This is a genomic window from Vreelandella lionensis, assembly GCF_044543515.1.
Classification (GTDB): Bacteria; Pseudomonadota; Gammaproteobacteria; order Pseudomonadales; family Halomonadaceae; genus Vreelandella; species Vreelandella lionensis.
Map to the genome: position 1 here is coordinate 56,935 of NZ_JBITWC010000002.1, position 19,889 is coordinate 76,823.

Annotated in this window: 22 protein-coding genes; 4 read left to right on the top strand and 18 right to left on the bottom strand. The window is 53.6% G+C overall.

The window, feature by feature from the left end; translation table 11 throughout:
- Positions 1-8: 8 nt before the first annotated feature.
- Entirely contained in the window at positions 9-1,301 is a 1,293-nt protein-coding gene (locus tag ACIGG6_RS01250; RefSeq protein ID WP_399841438.1) for a nucleotide sugar dehydrogenase, read from the bottom strand.
- A 205-nt stretch (positions 1,302-1,506) separates the two neighbouring features.
- Here ACIGG6_RS01250 and ubiG point away from each other — a divergent pair, with 205 nt between their 5' ends.
- Positions 1,507-2,250, top strand: coding sequence for a bifunctional 2-polyprenyl-6-hydroxyphenol methylase/3-demethylubiquinol 3-O-methyltransferase UbiG (gene ubiG, locus ACIGG6_RS01255; RefSeq protein WP_399841440.1), 744 nt, complete (start codon positions 1,507-1,509; stop codon positions 2,248-2,250).
- Positions 2,251-2,922: an HAD-IA family hydrolase gene (locus tag ACIGG6_RS01260; RefSeq protein ID WP_083025896.1), complete on the top strand. Its 672-nt coding sequence runs from the start codon at positions 2,251-2,253 to the stop codon at positions 2,920-2,922.
- Between the two features lie 20 nt (positions 2,923-2,942).
- Here the strand turns inward: ACIGG6_RS01260 and ACIGG6_RS01265 are convergent, their stop codons facing one another.
- From ACIGG6_RS01265 to ACIGG6_RS01325, 13 genes are all read right to left on the bottom strand, one after another.
- Positions 2,943-3,704, bottom strand: coding sequence for a YciK family oxidoreductase (locus tag ACIGG6_RS01265; protein ID WP_083025898.1), 762 nt, complete (start codon positions 3,702-3,704; stop codon positions 2,943-2,945).
- A 33-nt stretch (positions 3,705-3,737) separates the two neighbouring features.
- Positions 3,738-4,550 carry a tol-pal system protein YbgF gene (gene ybgF, locus ACIGG6_RS01270; protein WP_399841443.1) on the bottom strand — a complete coding sequence of 271 codons (813 nt, stop codon included), beginning with the start codon at positions 4,548-4,550 and terminating at the stop codon, positions 3,738-3,740.
- A gap of 48 nt (positions 4,551-4,598) precedes the next feature.
- Entirely contained in the window at positions 4,599-5,144 is a 546-nt protein-coding gene (gene pal / locus ACIGG6_RS01275; protein ID WP_399841446.1) for a peptidoglycan-associated lipoprotein Pal, read from the bottom strand.
- 45 nt (positions 5,145-5,189) lie between these two features.
- On the bottom strand, positions 5,190-6,476 hold the full coding sequence (tolB, locus tag ACIGG6_RS01280) for a Tol-Pal system beta propeller repeat protein TolB (RefSeq protein WP_399841449.1): 1,287 nt from the start codon (positions 6,474-6,476) through the stop codon (positions 5,190-5,192).
- Positions 6,476-7,663, bottom strand: a complete 1,188-nt coding sequence (tolA, locus tag ACIGG6_RS01285) for a cell envelope integrity protein TolA (RefSeq protein ID WP_399841451.1) — start codon at positions 7,661-7,663, stop codon at positions 6,476-6,478. The genes tolB and tolA overlap by 1 nt, the downstream gene beginning before the upstream one ends.
- Positions 7,664-7,676: 13 nt before the next feature.
- Positions 7,677-8,114, bottom strand: coding sequence for a protein TolR (gene tolR, locus ACIGG6_RS01290; RefSeq protein ID WP_399841453.1), 438 nt, complete (start codon positions 8,112-8,114; stop codon positions 7,677-7,679).
- Positions 8,115-8,125: 11 nt separating this feature from the next.
- Entirely contained in the window at positions 8,126-8,821 is a 696-nt protein-coding gene (gene tolQ, locus ACIGG6_RS01295; protein WP_253506049.1) for a protein TolQ, read from the bottom strand.
- An 11-nt stretch (positions 8,822-8,832) separates the two neighbouring features.
- Positions 8,833-9,249: a tol-pal system-associated acyl-CoA thioesterase gene (ybgC, locus tag ACIGG6_RS01300; protein WP_083025907.1), complete on the bottom strand. Its 417-nt coding sequence runs from the start codon at positions 9,247-9,249 to the stop codon at positions 8,833-8,835.
- Positions 9,246-10,283 carry a Holliday junction branch migration DNA helicase RuvB gene (gene ruvB, locus ACIGG6_RS01305; RefSeq protein ID WP_253506047.1) on the bottom strand — a complete coding sequence of 346 codons (1,038 nt, stop codon included), beginning with the start codon at positions 10,281-10,283 and terminating at the stop codon, positions 9,246-9,248. Before ruvB ends, ybgC begins: the two co-directional genes overlap by 4 nt.
- Before the next feature lie 55 nt (positions 10,284-10,338).
- Positions 10,339-10,947, bottom strand: a complete 609-nt coding sequence (gene ruvA, locus ACIGG6_RS01310; RefSeq protein ID WP_399841652.1) for a Holliday junction branch migration protein RuvA — start codon at positions 10,945-10,947, stop codon at positions 10,339-10,341.
- A 67-nt stretch (positions 10,948-11,014) separates the two neighbouring features.
- Positions 11,015-11,566 (bottom strand): crossover junction endodeoxyribonuclease RuvC, encoded by a 552-nt coding sequence (gene ruvC, locus ACIGG6_RS01315; RefSeq protein ID WP_062359692.1) that lies wholly within the window; start codon positions 11,564-11,566, stop codon positions 11,015-11,017.
- An 82-nt stretch (positions 11,567-11,648) separates the two neighbouring features.
- The gene (gene aspS / locus ACIGG6_RS01320) at positions 11,649-13,430 is read right to left on the bottom strand and encodes an aspartate--tRNA ligase (RefSeq protein ID WP_062359694.1); all 1,782 of its coding nucleotides are present in this window, start codon (positions 13,428-13,430) and stop codon (positions 11,649-11,651) included.
- 67 nt (positions 13,431-13,497) lie between these two features.
- The gene (locus ACIGG6_RS01325; RefSeq protein ID WP_044630077.1) at positions 13,498-13,773 is read right to left on the bottom strand and encodes an FmdB family zinc ribbon protein; all 276 of its coding nucleotides are present in this window, start codon (positions 13,771-13,773) and stop codon (positions 13,498-13,500) included.
- 197 nt (positions 13,774-13,970) lie between these two features.
- On the opposite strand from ACIGG6_RS01325, the gene ACIGG6_RS01330 reads away from it, so the two are divergent.
- A complete protein-coding gene (locus ACIGG6_RS01330) occupies positions 13,971-14,921 on the top strand; it encodes a D-2-hydroxyacid dehydrogenase (RefSeq protein ID WP_399841457.1) in 951 nt (316 codons plus the stop codon).
- Positions 14,922-14,950: 29 nt separating this feature from the next.
- On the opposite strand, the gene yccX is transcribed toward ACIGG6_RS01330, so the two are convergent.
- Positions 14,951-15,226 carry an acylphosphatase gene (gene yccX, locus ACIGG6_RS01335; RefSeq protein ID WP_399841460.1) on the bottom strand — a complete coding sequence of 92 codons (276 nt, stop codon included), beginning with the start codon at positions 15,224-15,226 and terminating at the stop codon, positions 14,951-14,953.
- 17 nt (positions 15,227-15,243) lie between these two features.
- On the bottom strand, positions 15,244-16,143 hold the full coding sequence (locus ACIGG6_RS01340) for a YihY/virulence factor BrkB family protein (RefSeq protein WP_399841653.1): 900 nt from the start codon (positions 16,141-16,143) through the stop codon (positions 15,244-15,246).
- Between the two features lie 178 nt (positions 16,144-16,321).
- Between ACIGG6_RS01340 and ACIGG6_RS01345 the strand changes: the two genes are divergently transcribed.
- Positions 16,322-17,416 carry a bifunctional nicotinamide-nucleotide adenylyltransferase/Nudix hydroxylase gene (locus tag ACIGG6_RS01345; protein ID WP_399841461.1) on the top strand — a complete coding sequence of 365 codons (1,095 nt, stop codon included), beginning with the start codon at positions 16,322-16,324 and terminating at the stop codon, positions 17,414-17,416.
- Here the strand turns inward: ACIGG6_RS01345 and ACIGG6_RS01350 are convergent.
- Complete coding sequence (locus ACIGG6_RS01350; RefSeq protein ID WP_044630082.1) at positions 17,413-18,330, bottom strand: LysR substrate-binding domain-containing protein; 918 nt, start codon at positions 18,328-18,330, stop codon at positions 17,413-17,415. The genes ACIGG6_RS01345 and ACIGG6_RS01350 overlap by 4 nt on opposite strands.
- Positions 18,331-18,387: 57 nt before the next feature.
- Positions 18,388-19,806 (bottom strand): cardiolipin synthase, encoded by a 1,419-nt coding sequence (cls, locus tag ACIGG6_RS01355; RefSeq protein ID WP_399841463.1) that lies wholly within the window; start codon positions 19,804-19,806, stop codon positions 18,388-18,390.
- Between the last annotated feature and the right edge of the window lie 83 nt (positions 19,807-19,889).

Sequence of the window (19,889 nt, forward strand, 5' to 3'; positions counted from 1 at the left end):
TGTTTTCCTTAGAGCGTCGTTGGATCGGCGCGTCGTCCAATTCCCCGATAATGTAAGCCGCAGTTGGCTACAAAAGCGGGGTCGTAGATATTGCGTCCATCCAATATTAGCTTTTCGCGTAGCAGTGAGGCTAAGCGGTGCCAGTCAGGATTCCAGTAGGCTTTCCATTCGGTCACTAGCATCAGGGCGTCTGCACCCTGGCAGGCAAGATAAGGATCATCCTCGAACGTCATTAAATCATCCCGCTGCCCAACCGCCGAGTAGAGCGCTGGAATAGCCGCCGGGTCGTGTAGTTTGACCGTGACTCCCTGTGCCCAGAGCGCTTCAAGCAGCGTTAACACCGGTGCATGATCAATTCGGGCGGTGCCTGGTTTGAACGCGGCACCCCAGATCGCCACCGTTTTGCCTGCTAAATCTCCCTCAAAAAATCCCCACAACTTTCTGAACAGCGTCTCTTTTTTCTGCTCATTGATGTCCATCACCTGCTCAAGCAGCGCCGAGTAGCGACCACTGGATGACTGAACATCAGCTAAGCGCATCAAATCACGCGAGAAGTTAGGGCCACCAAAGCCACATCCTGGGTAAAGGTACTCAAACCCTATCCGCGTATCTGCGCCCATACCCTGGCGTACATGCTCAACGTCCACTCCTAACGTATCGGCAAGACCTGCAATTTCATTCATATAACTGATACGGGTAGCCAACATACCATTGATGGCCAGCTTGGTCAGTTCAGCGGCACGACAAGGCATGCATTGAAACACTTCGCTACGACGATTGAAGGCACGCAGTAGCTCTCTTGTCATTTGCTCACCCATGGCGTCATCGCACCCGAGTAGCCAGCGCACTGGACGAGTAAAAGAGAGCCAGGCTCGCCCCTCTTCCAGAGTGTCAGGCAGTGCCACACGGCTATGCTGGTGTCCCATTAGCGAATGCAAACGCTCGGTCTCGCCCACTGGGAATGTTGAATTATTGACCAGCACCGCGCCGCTGTACTCCTGAAACATTGGGTGTTGTAAAAGCGAATTGGCTGACTGACGCTGACTAGGAGAAAGCGCTAACCAAACAATATCAGGCGTTTCAGAGACGTCAGGAGTAGCAACGATGGTTAAGTTGCCTGCTACCATGGCTTGCTCAATCTGTGCCATCAGCGATGGTTCTCGGCGTAGCCAGTCAGCATTGGCCAGCGTTGGCCACGGAACGCTCTCGTGGAGTAACCAGTCAACGTGATGACCTACCCAAGCAAGCGCCGCCGCCGCAGTTGCGGCGCTTAATTCACTACCATGCAGCAATACACGCATTCAGATGCTCTCCCTGGCCAATAAGCGCCGATAAAATAAAGTGTTAGGCGTCATGCTGAGTTCCTTTCCATGCGTTTCGCGTCAGGAGTGGTTAGAATAACCATAATACTCAACGTTTGAGTGGATGCCACCTTGCCGCTAACCACCGCGAAATGGCAAACCATATTCATTTCACTCAAGACCAACTGCCGATGGGGGTTACACCATGCCAGTGACACTTCAGGATAGCACCACTCGCCGCTATCAAGACAACGTCGATGCCGCAGAAGTTGCGAAATTTGAAGCACTTGCCAGTCGCTGGTGGGATCCAGAGAGCGAATTTAAACCGCTTCACGATATTAACCCTCTGCGCTTGGACTTTATCGATGCTCGGGCTGGGCTGGCTGGTAAGAAAGTGCTGGATGTAGGTTGCGGTGGCGGTATTTTGAGCGAATCGATGGCCCATCGAGGAGCCAGCGTGACGGGCATCGACCTAGGGGAAGCACCGCTAGGGGTGGCGCGGCTTCACGCTGAAGAGAGTGGCGTTACGGTAGAGTACCGGCATATCAGCGTTGAAGGTTTAGCCGCTGAAGAGCCAGGGCACTACGATGTGGTGACCTGCATGGAGATGTTGGAGCATGTACCCGACCCCGCTTCGGTTATCCGTGCCTGCAGTACACTGGTTCGCCCTGGAGGCTATGTATTTTTCTCAACGCTTAACCGCACACCGAAGTCTTACGCCTTTGCCATCCTAGGGGCCGAATACGTGTTGAAGCTGCTGCCCCGTGGCACCCATGACTACGCTAAATTTATTCGTCCTTCCGAAATGGCACACTGGGCGCGCACGGCATCTCTTGAGGTGCGTGAGCAAACGGGACTTACTTATAACCCTATTACACGGCACTATCGTCTGGTTCCTCATGATGTATCCGTCAATTACATGATGTACTGCCGCAAAGCGAGCGAGTAAATGTTGATGCCCTCCCCCCAGGCGATACTGTTTGATTTAGATGGCACATTGGTAGATACCGCCCCCGACTTGGCTGCTGCAACTAACGCGTTAAGAGCCCATCACGGCTTAGCGGCCCTGCCGTTCCAGGAAATACGTGGGCAAGTGTCTAATGGTGGCAGCGCCCTGGTCACGCTGGCGCTTGGCCTTGAAAGCGGTAGTGACGAGCATGATGAGGCAAGGCAGTTCTTGCTGGATGCTTACGAGCAAGCGGTGGCGGTCCATAGCAAGCTTTTCGAGCCGTTAAATGAGTGGCTAACGCAGTGGCACAGTGAAGAGCGACTTTGGGGAATTGTGACTAATAAACCGCGGCGCTATACCTTGCCGCTTTTGGAAGCGCTGGCGCTAACGCCAGGGGCGTTGCTCTGCGCTGATGACTTAAGTGTTAAAAAACCTGCGCCTGAGCCTCTTTGGGAAGCAGCAAAACGCCTCGGTGTTTCCCCCGAGGCGTGCTGGTATATCGGCGACCATGTTCGCGATATGCAAGCGGCTAAAGCAGCCGGTATGACGGCTGTCGCCGTGGGCTATGGCTATATCAGTGAAGAAGACGACTACCAGAGCTGGCCTGCCGACCTGTGGTTTACAACGTGTGATGAGCTGGTAGCCGCTCTTCATGACCACCGCACTGATTAGCCTTCGCCAGTGTGGAAACGTTAGACGCGTGGCGGCTGGGCATCAAACTTCTGGCCGCTAACGCCTTTACTATCAGGCCCCATCAACCATAGGTAAGTGGGCATAACCTCTTCAGGCGTACGCAGTGTAAACGGATCTTCACCTGGGTAAGCAGTGCGGCGCATTTGGGTACGCGTAGCGCCTGGATTCAGCGTATTCACCCGAACATTCGTCTGATTCTCTAATTCATCAGCCAGCACCTCCATAAATCCTTCTGTGGCGAATTTTGACACAGAATAGGCACCCCAATACGCTCGCCCTTTACGGCCAACGCTGGAGGAAGTGAAGATAACCGATGCATCATCAGACGCCTGGAGCAATGGCAGCAGCGCTTGAGTCATCCAGATGGGACCATTGATATTGACCTGCATTACCTGATCCCAAAGTTCGGGATTATACTGCTCGAACGGAGTAATGCGGCCAAGCAGCCCAGCGTTGTGCAATAACCCATCTAGACGGCCAAACTCTTTATCCAGCGTTTCTGCCATATCGTGAAAATCTTTGAGTGTCGCCCCTTCAAAATTGAGCGGAAAAATAGCCGGCTGTGGCCCGCCAGCCGCTTCAATTTCGTCATAAACGCGTTCAAGTTTAGCAATAGTGCGGCCTAGCAATATAACGGTAGCCCCATGACGGGCATAGGTTAATGCCGCCGCGCGGCCAATCCCATCTCCCGCACCGGTTACCAACACGACGCGATTTTCTAGCAGATTGGGCGCTGGTTGATAGTCGATTTTGCAGCTCATGAGGTTTCCTTGAAGCTAAAAAAGTAAACGGTATTAACCCGCCGACTGGCGTAAGAAGTCATTAGCCAACCCAGCGGCACTGCTTTGGGGGTAGTCATCCCGCACTTGTTCCAACAGCTCGCGGCTACGCTCTGCTTCGCCTTTACGCGCCTTAACCAAGCCGAGTTTGTAGAGTGCATCGGGTACTTTGGTACTACCGTTGTACTGCTCAATAACGCGCGTGAAGGCTTGATCAGCTGCATCTAACTCACCCTCTGCAGCATAAAGTTCGCCCAGCCAGTAATGGCCGTTCGCCGTCAAGCTACTTTCTGGGTGGTCGGCCACAAAGGACTCAAAGGCCGCAATAGCATCTTCAAACTGGCGCGCCTGAACGTGGGCAAATGCGGCTTGATAAGCCGCTTGTGCGTCTTCACTTACATTACGGGCGGAAGGCGCTTGCACAACCTGCTCAGCCGCTTCAGGCTCAACATCAGGAGTCGCCTGCTCTATCTGGCTTGGTGCACTGCTGGTCATCAAGCGGTCTTCGATATCTAAATACTGCTGCTGTGTTTGATTGCGCAGTTGCTCCAGCTGGTGGCGTAACTCTTCAATTTGACCACGTAACTGCTGAATTTCTTGCTGGTGCTCCTGGACTTGGTTAAAGAGCACAAGGTTACCGCCTGAAGGCTCTTGTCGCTGAGTTTGCTGATAAAAGCTGTTCGACGAATCTGAAGAGAGGTCCTGAACGAGCGGCTGCTGAGCAAGAGCGGACACAGGCAGTAGTGATAAGGGCAATACGGACAGCGGGAGCACTAAGGCTCCCGCACCGCACAGCCTCTCAAAATTGCGTTTGAGACTGTGATTCATGATAGCTCCGAATGATGCTATTGGCGTGCCGAGGGCACGCCAATGCTATCAGTAGTTAAAGACGACGCGACGGTTTTGCGAGTAGGCGCTTTCGCTTTGGCCGCTCGCTTCCGGGCGCTCTTCACCGTAGCTAACTACGCTCATTTGTGAAGGTGATACGCCCTGAATATTCAGGAAACGCTGCACGGCTCCAGCACGACGCTCGCCCAGTGCCATGTTGTATTCACGGGTACCACGCTCATCGGTATGACCATGCAGAACAACGCGAGCACTCGGGTTAGCACGCAGGTAGCGTGCATGTGCCATTACGACAGACTCGTATTCGCTCTTAATGGTATCGCGATCGTAATCGAAGTAAATGGTACGTACTTCGGGGATACGGGAATCAGCCTGCTGGCCGGCGCCCGCTCCTGAACCTGACGTTGAGCCATACTGGCCACTGGTGCCAACACCAGACGTATTAGATCCCATACTGCTGCCATCCTGGCTTCCGTACGAGTCTCCGTCTTGGGTTCCGCCGGTGCTGGAACAGCCAGCGATAACTACGATAGATAACGCGACTGCCAATGAGCGAGCCAACGGCTTAAGTTGCATAATCAGACTCCTTGCCTGAAAACAGAAATTAGTGCTGTTCATCTATTAATTTAAGAAAGGTGACCACGCGGGGTCACGTACATCACCTTGTGCTGCGGGCAACCTAAATGACGAGCGGCCATCGGCTGAAACGGCACTTAGTACTCCGCTACCACCCTGTTGGGTAGCGAAGATTACCATGGTCCCGTTCGGCGCAACACTAGGAGATTCATCTCTTGTTGATTCGCTTAATACCACTAAGCGGCCACCCTCAAGATCCTGCTTCGCCACTTGGAAACCGCGGCTGGAACGGTGAATCAAAAAGATTTCTTCACCGTCTGGCGAAAAGCGTGCACGGGCGTTGTAGTTGCCTGTAAAAGTCAAACGGTTGGTCTCTCCGCTGCCCATTGAATACTGATAAATCTGCGGGCCACCGCTGCGATCCGATGTAAAAATCAGGCTACGGCCATCAGGTGACCAAGCGGGTTCGGTATCGATGCTATTACTTTCAGTAATACGATCCAGCGAACGATTGGCCACATCCAGTACGTAAATTTCCGGCTGACCATCTTTGGATAACGACATGGCGATACGACGGCCATCTGGCGACCATGTTGGCGCACCATTGATACCATCAAATGAGGTGGCTTGAACGCGCTGACCTGTATTAACGTCTTGGATGTAGATAGACGCCTTGCCTGTTTCGAAAGAAACATACGCCAGCTTGCGGCCATCCGGCGACCAAGCGGGCGACATAATGGGCTGATCCGAGGTCAGCACCTGCTGGCTTCGACGGCCATCGGCATCAGCCACATACAGCCCAAACTGCATGTTATCGCCTAGGCCCTGAGCCGTAACGTAAGCAATGCGCGTCGAGAAAGCGCCGCGAATATCGGTAATCGCCTCGAAAATTTGGTCACTGATGTAGTGCGCCGCACCACGAAGGTCGTTACCACTGGCAGTCACGGTTTCACTGATCATGGGACGTTGGCCGCTAATATCGACCAGGTCGAACTGCAGCTCATAACCGTTGCCTGTCTGCTGCGCGCGCCCAACGACGAGATAACGCACGTCCAGCGATCTCCAGGTGCCAAACTCTACGTCAGACGCTTGGCTTGGACGGTCGAACATAGCACTACGCTCTAGCGGTGCGAAAAATCCGCTGCGTTCAAGGTCGTCTTGTACAATTTGCGCGACATCTTCAGGTAGGCCTTCGCTGCCTGCGAATGGCACGACCCCAATAGGCAACGCCTGATCGCTACCACGCGTTATCTCAATGGTTAAATTGGCGCTTGCTACGCTGCTGATTAGTAGCAGTACGCAAAAAAGCCAAATTTTGCTTAACGTTTGCATCAGCGAACATCCCCCGGGGTAAATCGCAGATTAAATTGACGTAAAGTACGCTGCTGTTCCGCTGGCAAGTCACGTAACTCGCCAAACGGTGCTGCATGTTCCACCGCCTGCATAGCTGAGCGATCAAAAGCACTATCACCGCTGGATGAAGCGACAGAGGTCGCTAGTAGCTCACCCGATGGACCAAGCCTCACTTGTATCGTAGCACTCATTGCGTTGCTCGCTCCTGGAGGGATAACCCACGCTTGCTCTACAGCACGCCGGACAATGTTAATAAAGCTGTTTGCCGCCTGTTGGGCCTGCTGTGCATTAGCGGCCGCTTCTGCCTCGCCCGCTAACTGACGCTGCATGGCCGCTTCGGCTGCCTCAGCAGCACGACGCTCTTCTGCTTCACGCTGTTTCTGGGCTTCTGCTTCGCGAGCGCGCTGCTCCTCGGCTTCCCGTTGGCGACGAGCTTCTTCCTCCCGCTGGCGCTGTGCTTCGGCTTCACGCTCACGTTGCGCTTCGGCTTCTTCACGGGCGCGTTGCTCTTCCGCTTCGCGCTGGCGTTGGGCTTCTGCTTCACGGGCACGTTGCTCTTCGGCTTCCTGCTGGCGTTGGGCTTCTTCCTCTCGTTGCCGCTGCTCTTCCGCTTCTTGTTGACGTTGAGCCTCAGCCTCTGCACGGGCACGCTCTGCTTCCGCTTCACGCTGGCGCTGGGCTTCGGCCTCTGCCTGCGCACGCTGCTCTTCCGCTTCACGTGCCTGGGCTTCTGCCGCTTGCTGTTCGGCTAATCGCTCAGCTTCTTCTGCGCGACGCTGGGCTTCGGCTTCAGCTTCTGCTTGGGCTTGTTCTAGCGCGCGAGCCTGTTCCGCTGCCTCAGCTTCTGCTTCGCGCTGGGCTGCCTCGGCGGCAGCTTGCTGCTCCGCCGCGGAAGGCTCATCGCTAGGCGGCTCTGGATCGGGCTCTTCGGGTTCAGAGGCATTGTTCATTGCGGCCTGTTGCTCAGTGACTTGCTGGGCCTGATCAGTGAACGTTTCCGTGCTCACGAACGTCGCTTGTACGATCGAAGAAGAGTCTGGTTCCGCCGACATGCTGGGCAGCTTGACCAAGCTAAAGATAATCACGAGCAAGTGCACGGCAACAGCCAAAATCGTTGGCCACGTATAGCCAACGTCCTGGGGGTCACGCGGTGGTTTTACAGCCATGTGCGACTCGCCCTTAACCATCTTGGGGCGGCTCTGAGAGCAGCCCTACGTTGGCGACACCCGAGCTCTGCAGCGTGCTCATCAGCAGCACAATCTGGCCATAAGGCACATTGCGATCTCCTCGCACCATCACAGGCGTACCGGGACGACGCTGAAGAATAGCAGTCACTCGCTCCGACATTTGCTCCAGAGAAACCGCCGTCGAATCTTCTCCCAGAGTAATAAAGTAGCCGCCATCGCGATCTACCGAGATGATGATCGGGTCCTTATCTTCCTGGGTTTCAATAGGCTCAGAGGTGACTTGAGGCAGATCTACTTGAACGCCTTGCGTCAGCATGGGAGCAGTAATCATAAAAATGACAAGCAGTACCAGCATCACGTCGATAAAAGGGACGACGTTGATCTCCCCCATCGGCTTGCTTTTGCCGCTACGATTGAACGGACCTTGCATGACAGACTCCCTTAACTAGCGCTAGGTTTGCCGTCACGCCCTTGCAAGTTACGGTGCAAGATTGCGTGAAACTCTTCAGCAAAGTCTTCGTATTTACCCAGTAAGCGAGAAGCGTTATTGGATAGACGGTTGTAGAAAATAACAGCGGGAATCGCTGCAAAAAGTCCCATTGCCGTGGCAATCAGCGCTTCTGCAATCCAGGGGGCAACGGTCGCTAGTGTGGCCTGCTGGGTCATGGAAAGCGATTGGAATGAGCCCATAATGCCCCATACCGTACCAAATAAGCCGATATAAGGACTGGCGGAGGCAACCGTTGCCAGAAAAACAAGATGTTGGGTCAGGCGGTCTTCTTCCCGCGACCAGGCGACTCGCATGCTGCGCTGGACACCTTCCAGTACCGTATCGGCACTGCGGGTTTTAGGCATCAGGCGGTTAAATTCCCGAAAACCTGCCTGGAAAATGTGCTCCGCTCCATGACGAGGATCATCAGCGGGAATTTCGCGGTAGAGCTCGTTTAGGTCAACACCTGACCAAAACGACTCTTCAAACTGGTTGTACTCTTGCTTGGCTCGGCGTAGCGCAATGCTGCGCTGAAAGATCACCACCCATGAGAGGATTGACCCCACCACTAGCAGCAGCATGACCAGCTGTACCACAATGCTGGCACTCATTATTAAGTGGGGAATGGACATGGTGTTATCGTTCACAGTTGCCCTCATCAATCAATTAATGTCGTTTTCGACTGGGGTGTGGTGTTAAGCGACAATGGCCACGCTTTTGGACGCAGTGTCGTAGCGTTTAAGCAGGCTATCTCGACTGTTGCGGAGCACAAGAGTTCCTCGTCGCGCCGAACCAGTTGTTCAAATGTCATCCGGCAACGACCTTTTTCCGCAATGTTGGCAGTTACCGTCAGTGCCTCATCCAATCGTGCGGGTTTGGCATAGTGGCAGGCCATGCGGTATACCACTAGCTGTGTACCTTCGTCTAGCAACGTTTGCTGATTAAGGCCTAATTCTCTTAGCCACTCGCTGCGCGCCCGTTCCATAAACTTCAGGTAGTTAACGTAGTAGACAATTCCACCGGCGTCAGTATCTTCCATGTAAACACGCACTGGTATGCTAAATTCGCCCGTCATGGCCGACGTTCTCCCTCAACATCAATTGACTGTTCGTGGGGCGTCCTATCAAAGTGCAGCCAGGCTTGACGAGTCACCACACGGCCTCTTGGTGTACGCATCATTAGCCCTTGCTGAATCAGATAAGGTTCAATCACATCTTCGATGGTATCGCGCTCTTCGCCGATGGCCGCAGAGAGTGAGTCAACGCCCACCGGGCCACCATCGAATTTGTCGATCATCGCCAGCAGTAAACGGCGGTCCATGTGATCCAAACCGTGGTGATCGACATTTAGCATATTGAGCGCCGCATCCGCTAATGTCACATCCACAACGCCATCGCCCTTTATTTCGGCGTAGTCCCGCACTCTGCGCAACAGTCGGTTGGCGATACGCGGCGTACCACGGGAGCGGCGCGCTACTTCAATGGCACCTTCATGGCTGGTTTCAACGCCTAGTAGCCGTGCTGAGCGGGCGACAATCTCGGTCAGCTCTTCCAGGTTATAAAACTCAAGACGCTGAACGATACCAAAGCGGTCACGCAGCGGTGAGGTCAACAACCCCGCACGAGTGGTGGCGCCCACCAGCGTAAATCTGGGCAGGTCAAGTTTAATAGAACGTGCGGCGGGCCCTTCGCCAATCATGATATCGAGCTGAAAGTCCTCCATCGCGGGATAAAGGACCTCTTCCACCACGGGCGAGAGGCGATGGATTTCGTCGATAAACAGCACATCGCCCGGTTCAAGATTGGTCAGCATAGCGGCGAGATCCCCCGCGCGCTCCAGCACCGGGCCAGAAGTAGATTTAAGCCCCACGCCCATTTCAGTAGCGATAATATTCGCCAACGTCGTTTTACCTAAGCCTGGCGGACCGAACACCAGCGTGTGGTCTAAGCTCTCTTCGCGTAGCCTGGCTGCTCCAATAAAAATCTCAAGCTGTTCGCGAACCCGAGGCTGGCCAATATAGTCTTTGAGATGTTTCGGACGAATAGCATAGTCGATGCGCACTTCGCCCTGCTCTGGCTCAGCGGCAATTAATCGGTCGTGTTCTAACATAAAGACTCTTCTAGAGTGCTGACTAATGAGTACACGCTATTGCACTCGTGCTGGTCTAACCGGACATGCGTTTGGTTAACGCGGCTTTGATCAAAGCTTCGGTAGTTTGATTGGGGTCGACGTCGGCTAACATTTTCGCCGCTTCTGTCAGCTTATAACCCAAGCTCACCAGGGCTGCTTCTGCATCTGCCAAATGATCTCTTGGAGCGGCTCGCCCGCTTGTCGCTTCAAGAGCCAGCGGCGCATCGTTGCCATGTTCCCATTCAGGAAAGCGGTCACGCATTTCGATAATCAACCGTTCCGCCGTTTTTTTACCAACGCCTGGCAGTTTTGTCAGCGCTTTGCTGTCGTCATCTCTGATACAGCGCATAAAGGCATCTTCATCCATACCCGACAGGATCGCTAACGCAAGTTTCGGCCCTACGCCATTCACTTTGATCAAGGCGCGAAACAGCGCTCGCTCATGCTCTCGCCCAAACCCATAGAGCAAATGCGCATCGTCACGGATGGTGAGATGGGTATAGAGTGACACCTGCTCGCCGGGAGCGGGCAGCGCTACAAAGGTGTTCATGGAGGCTTCAAGCTCATAACCAACGCCATGCACATCTACCACCATCCAGGGCGGCTGTTTTTCCAGCAACAGGCCCTTTAAACGTCCAATCATCATATGCCTCATAGCCAATCAAATAGCAGCCACTATAAAGCCACTCTGTACAGATGACCAGTAATGCCTAGAGCCGCCAGCGCCCTGATGAACGGCGCTTACTGCGTGAAGGAGTCGCCGCCACCAGGGCGTTGCCAGCAAAAGCGTGGGTCAGTGCAATGGCTAGTGCATCGGCGGCATCTGCCTGGGGTGTCGCCGACAGGCCGAGCAGCGTGGTGACCATATGCTGCACCTGGCTTTTATCAGCGCCGCCCTGCCCGGTTACCGCTTGCTTAATCTGCCGAGCGGCATACTCCGCGATACTAAGCCCATGGTTAGCCAAGCAAACCAATGCTGCGCCGCGGGCTTGGCCTAGTTTGAGGGCCGAATCAGCATTTTTAGCCATAAAAACCCGCTCTACTGCAACAGCATCAGGGCGGTGCAGGCCAATCACTTCGCTAATACCGGCATATATTTGCGCCAAACGCTGCTCCAGTGCACCATCAGCCGTACGAATGCAGCCACTGGCCACATAGCGAGGCTTCACGCCTATTAGATCAATCACGCCGTAACCGGTGATACGTGAGCCTGGGTCAATGCCTAAAATTCTGACCGTGGTCGCCAGCTGTTTTTCGTCCATGGATTTTTCTCTTGGCACTGCCTAAAACAAAAACACCGACGCTAAGCGTCGGTGTTGTACTCGTCAAAACGTGAAGGCGGTCTTACTCGCCCGCTGCTTCCGCTTTGGCTTTTTGGCGTAAGCGAATGTTCAGCTCTTTGAGCTGATCAGCGCTGACTTCACCCGGTGCATCGGTCATCAAACAAGCAGCACTTTGGGTTTTCGGGAAGGCGATGACTTCACGAATGGTTTTCGCACCGGCCATGAGCATGACTAAGCGGTCCAGACCGAAGGCCAAGCCGCCATGGGGCGGTGCGCCGTACTGCAAGGCATCCAGCAGGAAGCCGAACTTCTCTTGCGCTTCCTCTTCGCCAATACCCAAAATTTCAAACACGGTGCTTTGCATGGTTTGATTGTGAATACGGATAGAGCCGCCACCCAGTTCGGTACCGTTAAGCACCATGTCATAAGCGCGAGAAAGCGCTTTAGCCGGGTCTGCTTTCAGCTCTTCCGGCGAGCAGGAGGGCGCTGTAAACGGGTGGTGAAGCGGGCTTAGACGGCCATTGTCGTCGGCTTCGAACATGGGGAAGTCAACGACCCACAGCGGCGCCCAGGCTTGAGTGTAAAGGTTCAGGTCGGCACCCAGCTTGACACGCAGCGCGCCAATGGCTTCGTTGACGATACGCGCTTTATCCGCACCGAAGAAGATAATGTCACCATCTTCAGCGCCGACACGATCAAGCAGCTCTTCGACCACGTTTTCCATGAACTTAACGATCGGCGACTGCAGGCCATCTAGCCCTTTGGCACGCTCGTTCACTTTGATCCAGGCAAGGCCTTTAGCACCGTAGATACCTACGAACTTGGTGTATTCGTCGATCTCTTTACGGGAAAGCTTGGCACCACCCGGTACTTTAAGAGCCGCCACGCGGCCATCTTCTGCCTTGGCCGGCCCTGAGAACACATTGAAACTAACCTGCTGCATCAGGTCGTCAACGTCGGTGAGCTCCAGCGGAATACGCAGATCGGGTTTATCCGAACCAAAGCGATCCATGGCTTCTTGCCAAGTCATTCGCGGGAATTCCGGCAGTTCGACGCTCAGCACTTCCTGGAACAGTTGACGAATCATGGCTTCGGTAATGCCCATGATGTCGTCTTCTTCCACGAAAGAGGCTTCGATATCGATCTGTGTGAATTCAGGCTGACGGTCAGCGCGCAGGTCTTCATCGCGGAAGCACTTTGCGATTTGGTAGTAGCGGTCAAAACCCGCCACCATCAGCAGCTGCTTAAACAGCTGGGGAGACTGTGGCAGTGCAAAGAAGCTGCCCGCGTGAGTACGGCTAGGCACGAGGTAGTCCCGGGCACCTTCAGGCGTGGCTCGTGTCAGCACAGGCGTTTCAATATCTAGAAAGCCTTGGTTTTCTAGGTAAGCACGTACGTTATGAGAAATACGCGAACGAAGCCGCAGTTTTTCGATCATATCCGGGCGGCGTAGATCAATATAGCGGTGTTTCAGACGCACTTCTTCACCGACTTTGCCATGCTCATCAAGCTGGAAAGGCGGTGTCGCTGCGCTATTCAGTACTTCAACTTCTTTGGCCAGCACTTCAATCATGCCGGTGGGCATGTTGGGGTTCTGGGTGCCTTCAGGACGCAGCCGAACACGACCAGTAATGCGCAGAACATATTCGCTGCGTGCACGGTCGGCATTAGCAAACGCCTCGGCGGTATCGGGGTCTACGACAAACTGAGCGATACCATCACGGTCACGCATGTCGAGAAAGATAACCCCACCGTGGTCACGACGGCGGTGAACCCAACCGCAAACGGTGACCGTTTGATCCACCAATGTTTCGTTAAGCTGGCCGCAATAATGGCTGCGCATGTCTAATCCTGTTCTGTTTCGTGGCAATTAAGTTGTCTTGAGCCTTTAAAGGCCCTGACAGCCGCGGCTACGCCGCGGCGCCTTTTTTCGTTGACGTGCTGCCGACATCGCTTTTCGCGCTACCCGCTGCTTGTCCGTCGGCAGCTAAATTCTTTTTGCTACCTGTTTTGAAATCAGTTTCGTACCAACCGCCACCCGCTAAGCGGAACCCGGCTGCTGAGACCAAGCGCTCTAGATCATCTTGCTGACACGCAGGACAGCTTGTTAACGGATCGGCGCTAATTTTCTGAAGTTTTTCCATGCGATGGCCGCAGGCCTTGCACTCGTACTCATAGATGGGCATGTTGATGGCTCCTGAAAAGCTCAACTCCGACAGGTTTATGTTGACAGTGTCGTGGCAAACTTAATGCTACCAGGCTGACAATATGTGGCCTGTCGGGATAAATTCCAAGACTGCGGTCGATAGAGCGGTCATTATACCCTTTTGTGCCCCCTGCCGAGCAAGGCCAAGCGGCTTTCGGCAGTTAATGGAGAAATAAAATGCCCAATGCGGTCATACTGGATGCCCAAAGCCTTGGCCCTGACATTAATTTGACGGCTATTCGTGATGCCGTCACGCACTTAGAAATACATCAGCAAAGCACCACAGCGCAGGCGCGTGAACGCCTAGCAGATGCTGAAATCGCCATCGTCAATAAAGTAAGGCTGGATGCTGAGACGCTTTCACAGCTTACTTCGTTACGATTGATCTGCGTGCTGGCCACTGGCTTGAATAACATTGACCTAGATGCTGCCAAAGCCCACAACATTATCGTTAAAAACGTGTCGGCCTATGGCACCGCCAGTGTGTCGCAGCACACGCTGATGCTGATGTTATCACTGGCGAATCGCTTACCCCGCTATCAGGCGGATATTGCCGATGGGAAATGGCAAGCGAGTGATTTTTTCTGCTTACAAGATCATCCAACACTCCAGCTTGCTGGCAAGCAGTTGGTGATGGTAGGTCAAGGAGAGCTGGGGTCTGAAGTGGCTCGGCTTGCAGAGGCGTTTGGTATGCAGGTCACGTTTGCCGCCCGTCCTGGCAACGAGCAAAATGATCAGCGACCTTCGCTGGATGACCTGCTGCCCTCGGCAGATGTGATTAGCCTGCACTGCCCACTGAACGATGCTACTAAGCACCTTCTCAATAAAGAGCGTCTAGCGAAAGCAAAGCCGTCGCTGCTAATCGTCAATTGTGCTCGTGGCGGTATTATTGATGAAGAAGCCGCGCTGGAAGCGCTTCGTAGCGGTAGCATCGGTGGTCTAGCCGTCGATGTGCTACCTGCCGAACCACCCAAAGATGGACACGCACTATTAGATGCGCTGGCGAATGCAGAACCCCTCAATCTGATCGTAACGCCGCACAACGCGTGGATCACGCCCGAAGCACGGCAAAACATCGTCGGCTTAACCGCCGACAATATTCATGCGTGGCAGACAGAGAATCACTAACTTGCCAGCTAGTCACACTAAACGTGTGCCTAATAGGTCGAAAAGTGGTCAGGGGCGTGATGAGCATCCAGTGTTTCAAGTGTGACATGGGTCACCCGCGCCCCTTCTGGGCCCTGCCAAAGCCATTGGCTAAGCTCGGCAACGGCTGAAGAGGGCCCGCACATTAGCACTTCAACCCTGCCATCAGGTAGGTTCTTAGCGTAGCCGGTTAAGCCACGCATCAACGCCTGCTCTTGAGTGGCACGTCGATACCATACTCCCTGCACTTTTCCTGTTACGTAAGCATGTACGCAGCAATGGGCCATGACAAACTCCTCCGTCGTTAAAGCAGCTCATGCTTAACCAGTACAGCGCTATTGCGGGGCACCAGTGGACGCCCACGTCGTAGTAGCAACGAGCGTGTGAACGCTGCACCAAAGAGTAAGATAAGCGAGCTGTAGTATACCCATAGTAAAATCATAACCACCGAACCCGCCGCACCATAGGTGGATGCCGTGGCCGTGTAGGCGAGGTAAATGGTAATAACACTGCGACCAATGGTAAACAGCACTGCTGTCACCACCGCACCAATGAAGACATCCTGCCAGCGTAGCACTACATCGGGCAGCACTTTAAAAATAGTCGCAAACAGCAGAGCGACCATGGCAAGCGATATTAACGACTCGGCGGTGGTGGTTAGTAGGCTTGCAAATGGCAACAGGTTGTTTGTCGCGTCTAGCATGCCGCGAAGCACCACTCCAAGCACTAGCGACACCAGCAAAATAAAGCCGATAGACAGTACAACGGTTAACGATAACAAACGGTTTTTGATAAAAATAAGTGCGCTGTTGCTATTTGGCTTCGCTCTAACCCCCCAAATGGTATTCAGCGAGAACTGCATCTGCGCAAATACGGTCGTTGCACCGATTACAAGGGCAATAAAGCCAAGAATTGTGGGCAGAACCCCCGACTCTTCAATGCGAGACTGGGCAACCGCCTGCTCTATTGCCAAGGCAGCTTCTGTGCCTAAGGTTCCTTGTAACTGCGCCACGATCTGACCATGAGCCGCCTCTTCGCCGAGGACCACGCCAATCACTGTAACCGCAATAATCACCGTGGGAGCTAACGAGAACAGCGTGTAGAACGCCAGCGACCCGGCGTAGCTAAACGCGTTACGCTCAAGCCAGAGTGACGTTGCATCTTGAATTACCTTCCACCAAAAAACGAGCGTGCGCTTAAGCATCATCACATTCCCTTAAAAGCAAATCACAGCGTTTTCATACAACGCTTATATACTGATTAATCAATAAGCATACCCAATGAAAACGCTCAGCGCAGGTATGATTGCGTTGCAGAGGCTGATGGGGCCGACCATAATGGCCACGCTTTATTCTCACATTTTCAGCAATCAAGGACACGCAATGAACTCAGATGCAGCTCGGTCTGTAACGTCTTATGACTTTGATTGCTTAGTATTTATTGGTCGCTTTCAGCCTCCCCATTTAGGCCACCTTGCCATCATCCGTGAAGCCCTTAAACAGGCTCGACAGGTAATCGTCATGGTGGGCTCCTCCTGGCAGGCGCGCTCGCTTCGTAACCCGTGGCATTTTGATGAGCGCCAAGCCATGATCCGCTCAGGATTTGATGATGCGGATAATCAACGACTTGAAATCACCCCGCTTCTGGATGCGCTTTACAACGACGATGTATGGGTCAGGGACGTGCAGCGGAAAGTACGCGATTTAGCAGCTCCCGCCAATGCACGGTTGCCAAGGATTGGTCTAATCGGCGCAAGTCGTGGGCAGTCCAGCTACTATTTATCGCTTTTCCCCCAATGGGAGTCGGTGAGTGTACCGCTCGTGGAGGGCATTTCGGCCAGCCAAATTAGAGAGCGGCTTTTCCGCTCACCTGGCTCAACCGATGATTATCTCAGTACGGGGGCTTACCATGACTTGCCCCCTGGCGTGGTAGAAAGCGTGGGTAAATTCTGCAAAGGCGAGGCCTATCATCGACTGTTGGAAGAGCAGCAGTTGCTCGATCAGTATCGACAAGCATGGTCACAGGCGCCCTACCCACCCATCTTTGTCACCGTTAACGCGGTTGTTGTTCAATCAGGGCACGTGCTACTGGTGAAGCGTACTGCGGCCCCTGGGAAAGGCCTATTCGCGCTGCCCGGTGGGTTTATCAATCCCCATGAGCGATTACTAGATGCCTGCTTACGTGAGCTGCGCGAACGGTTGCGCTTAAAAGTGCCAGAACCGGTATTGAAAGGCTCTCTGCGTGGCCAGCGGCTGTTTGATGAGCCCCACCGTAGCTGGCGAGGTCGCACACTGGCCGAAGCGTTCTACTTTGCTTTGCGGCCTGACCAACAGCTGCCGCGCCTTAAACCCGTCAAGGGCGGCGACCATGCCCGTTGGGTGGCACTCGCCGACTTGGAGCCAGAGAGCCTCTTTGAAGATCACTTCTTTATTATTCAGAACTTCCTTGGCTTACCCGCCGATTTTGGCTCTCTTTAAGCCTGCAGGAAATCACGCGGCAGTTTCATCATCTGCCGCCATAAGCGCTCTACTCCCGGCTTGTGGACCAGCGAGCAGCGATAGAGGCGAATTTCCAGCGGAATGTCCCAACTCTCATCGCCTGCTCGCACAAGCTTACCGGTTTTTAGCTCCTCACGAATACAGAAATCAGGAATCCAGGCAACCCCTACGCCCTGTAATACCATGCCTTTCAAACCTTCAGCCATGGCGGTTTCATAGACGGTTCTTAGCTTCATACGCAGCGGGTCGTTTTTCAGCAGCATCCGCACGCTGCGACCTAAAAACGCCCCCTGGGTATAAGCCAGATAAGGAATGGAGCTATCGCGCTGCAAAGAGAACAACGGTTTCCCATGCTCGTCAGGCAGCGAAACAGGAAGCATCTTGACCTTGCCGATCGAAAACGAAGGAAATACCTCCGCATCTAATTGCATTGTGGCGAAAGGGTCGTAGTAAGCCAGCATTAAGTCACAGTTTCCCTCACGCAGTACATGAATGGCTTCGCCAACGTTCATGGCAACCAAACGCGTTGGCAACTCCCCTAACCCTTTTTGTAGCCTAGAAATCCACGGCGGATAGAAGCTGAGCGCTAACGAGTGCGCCGCGACGATATCTAACGCTTCGTTGGCAATGGATAGCCCTCGCAAATGGCTGAGCGATTCGTTTAACTGTTCGACTAAGTTGCGGGCAGTCACCAAAAAAAGCTGCCCTTCTGAGGTTAAGCCAATCGGCGTTGTTGACCGGTCCACTAAGGTGACGCCAACGGCCTGCTCTAATGCTCGAATACGCCGACTAAATGCAGGTTGGGTGACATGGCGCTGTCGGGCTGAGGCCGAAAAACTGCGGGTGTTCGCCAGTGCGACGAAGTCTTCTAGCCATTTTGTTTCTAAATTCACCCATGACTCCTGTTATTTGAACGTTGATGGCTCGCGTCATTTGGTTGGGGCAAACGATTACTGTACGGGTGCCATTAAATAAGCAGCACGGGACACAACTTTTTTCCACGTAGGACGTTGACTCACTTCATCGAGGCTTACTCGGCGGCACTTGGCGAAATCGGCTTCCAGCATAGTAGCCACATCATTGGCGAAATCGGCGCTAGGAATGAAGGCAGTGATTTCAAAATTCAGTCGAAACGACCGATTATCCAGATTTACCGTGCCTACAGTAGCTGATGAATGGTCGATAAGCATGACTTTTTGATGTAGAAAACCAGGCCGATAACGGTATATTTTCACACCCGCCTTTAACATATCCGGCAAAAAAGAGAACGCAGAGAGGAATACCAGCAAATGGTCGGGGCGCTCCGGGATCATGACGCGCACGTCGACGCCTCGCATAGCTGCCAATCGTAAAGAGTCTTGGACGCCCTGATCAGGTACGAAATAGGGGCTCGTAACCCAAAACCGCTGGTTAGCGCTATGAATCAGCTGCTGAACAAGTAATCCAGCCGTATCCTGTTTATCGGCTGGGCCGGAAGGCACAATGACCACCTGCTGGTCTTGCTGTGGGTGGCTTTCAGCGTGCCAGTTTAACGTAATCACGGCGCCTGTCGCCCAGTGCCAATCTTCCCAGAAGGCTTCTTGCAGGCCTAGCACACAGGGGCCTTGTACTTTTAAGTGAGTATCGCGCCAAGGGCCATGTTTCGCACTCTTGCCCAGATACTCGTTGCCTACATTGAAGCCGCCGATCCACCCTTGCTTACCGTCGACAACAGCGATTTTGCGATGGTTGCGGAAATTAAGTTGAAAGCGATGTTTAAGCCCACGAGACGAACGGAAAGGGCTTACTTCTACCCCACTCTCACTCAACTCTTTTAAATAACCCTCGTTAAGCTTGCGGCTACCAATTTCGTCATATAGGAAGTAGACACGCACACCGCGTTTAACCGCCGCTATTAAATGCTGCAGCAACTGCCGCCCAAGCTCATCATCGCGAACGATAAAGAACTGGATCAGTAGATAATCCTGCGCTTGATTAATGCCTGCAAACAGGCTGTCAAAAGTGGCATCGCCATCAATTAACAGCTCGGTGCTATTGCCTTTCGTCAGTGGCATCATGGCCAACTGTTCAACCGCTTGAATATCGGTATTCTCGGAAATAGCGACATGGGGCTTTACGTTATGTCGATAGCGAACGAGCACTCGGCGCAACACCGAATCCCTGGCGCCTCTTGCCGTGACATACCCATAAAAACGTGGCCTGCCAAACAGCCAGTACGCTGGCACCGCCGCATAGGGAAAGGTTAGCAGTGAGATAATCCACGCCACTGCACCCTGTGACGTACGGCTCGACATTAATGCCATCACCGCCGAGATCATTCCCAGCACGTGAATCAGCATGATCCCTGTCCCTAGCAACCAAGAGGTCATTCGCTATTCCTCACCATCCGTTAGGACCTGTTATTTCTGACTACCCCATACACAGGAGCCCCGTTAGAACGGGGCTCCTGTGG

Coding starts and splice junctions, on each gene's coding strand:
- ACIGG6_RS01260 (WP_083025896.1), top strand. CDS start 2,251: ATGTTGATGCCCTCCCCCCAGGCGATACTGTTTGATTTAGATGGCACA.
- ACIGG6_RS01345 (WP_399841461.1), top strand. CDS start 16,322: ATGAACTCAGATGCAGCTCGGTCTGTAACGTCTTATGACTTTGATTGC.
- ruvA (WP_399841652.1), bottom strand. CDS start 10,947: ATGATTGGACGTTTAAAGGGCCTGTTGCTGGAAAAACAGCCGCCCTGG.
- yccX (WP_399841460.1), bottom strand. CDS start 15,226: ATGGCCCATTGCTGCGTACATGCTTACGTAACAGGAAAAGTGCAGGGA.
- ACIGG6_RS01330 (WP_399841457.1), top strand. CDS start 13,971: ATGCCCAATGCGGTCATACTGGATGCCCAAAGCCTTGGCCCTGACATT.
- tolB (WP_399841449.1), bottom strand. CDS start 6,476: ATGCAAACGTTAAGCAAAATTTGGCTTTTTTGCGTACTGCTACTAATC.
- ybgC (WP_083025907.1), bottom strand. CDS start 9,249: ATGACGGGCGAATTTAGCATACCAGTGCGTGTTTACATGGAAGATACT.
- ubiG (WP_399841440.1), top strand. CDS start 1,507: ATGCCAGTGACACTTCAGGATAGCACCACTCGCCGCTATCAAGACAAC.
- ACIGG6_RS01265 (WP_083025898.1), bottom strand. CDS start 3,704: ATGAGCTGCAAAATCGACTATCAACCAGCGCCCAATCTGCTAGAAAAT.
- tolA (WP_399841451.1), bottom strand. CDS start 7,663: ATGGCTGTAAAACCACCGCGTGACCCCCAGGACGTTGGCTATACGTGG.
- ACIGG6_RS01250 (WP_399841438.1), bottom strand. CDS start 1,301: ATGCGTGTATTGCTGCATGGTAGTGAATTAAGCGCCGCAACTGCGGCG.
- ACIGG6_RS01340 (WP_399841653.1), bottom strand. CDS start 16,143: ATGCTTAAGCGCACGCTCGTTTTTTGGTGGAAGGTAATTCAAGATGCA.
- ACIGG6_RS01325 (WP_044630077.1), bottom strand. CDS start 13,773: ATGCCCATCTATGAGTACGAGTGCAAGGCCTGCGGCCATCGCATGGAA.
- ruvC (WP_062359692.1), bottom strand. CDS start 11,566: ATGGACGAAAAACAGCTGGCGACCACGGTCAGAATTTTAGGCATTGAC.
- ruvB (WP_253506047.1), bottom strand. CDS start 10,283: ATGTTAGAACACGACCGATTAATTGCCGCTGAGCCAGAGCAGGGCGAA.
- pal (WP_399841446.1), bottom strand. CDS start 5,144: ATGCAACTTAAGCCGTTGGCTCGCTCATTGGCAGTCGCGTTATCTATC.
- cls (WP_399841463.1), bottom strand. CDS start 19,806: ATGACCTCTTGGTTGCTAGGGACAGGGATCATGCTGATTCACGTGCTG.
- aspS (WP_062359694.1), bottom strand. CDS start 13,430: ATGCGCAGCCATTATTGCGGCCAGCTTAACGAAACATTGGTGGATCAA.
- tolR (WP_399841453.1), bottom strand. CDS start 8,114: ATGCAAGGTCCGTTCAATCGTAGCGGCAAAAGCAAGCCGATGGGGGAG.
- ybgF (WP_399841443.1), bottom strand. CDS start 4,550: ATGAATCACAGTCTCAAACGCAATTTTGAGAGGCTGTGCGGTGCGGGA.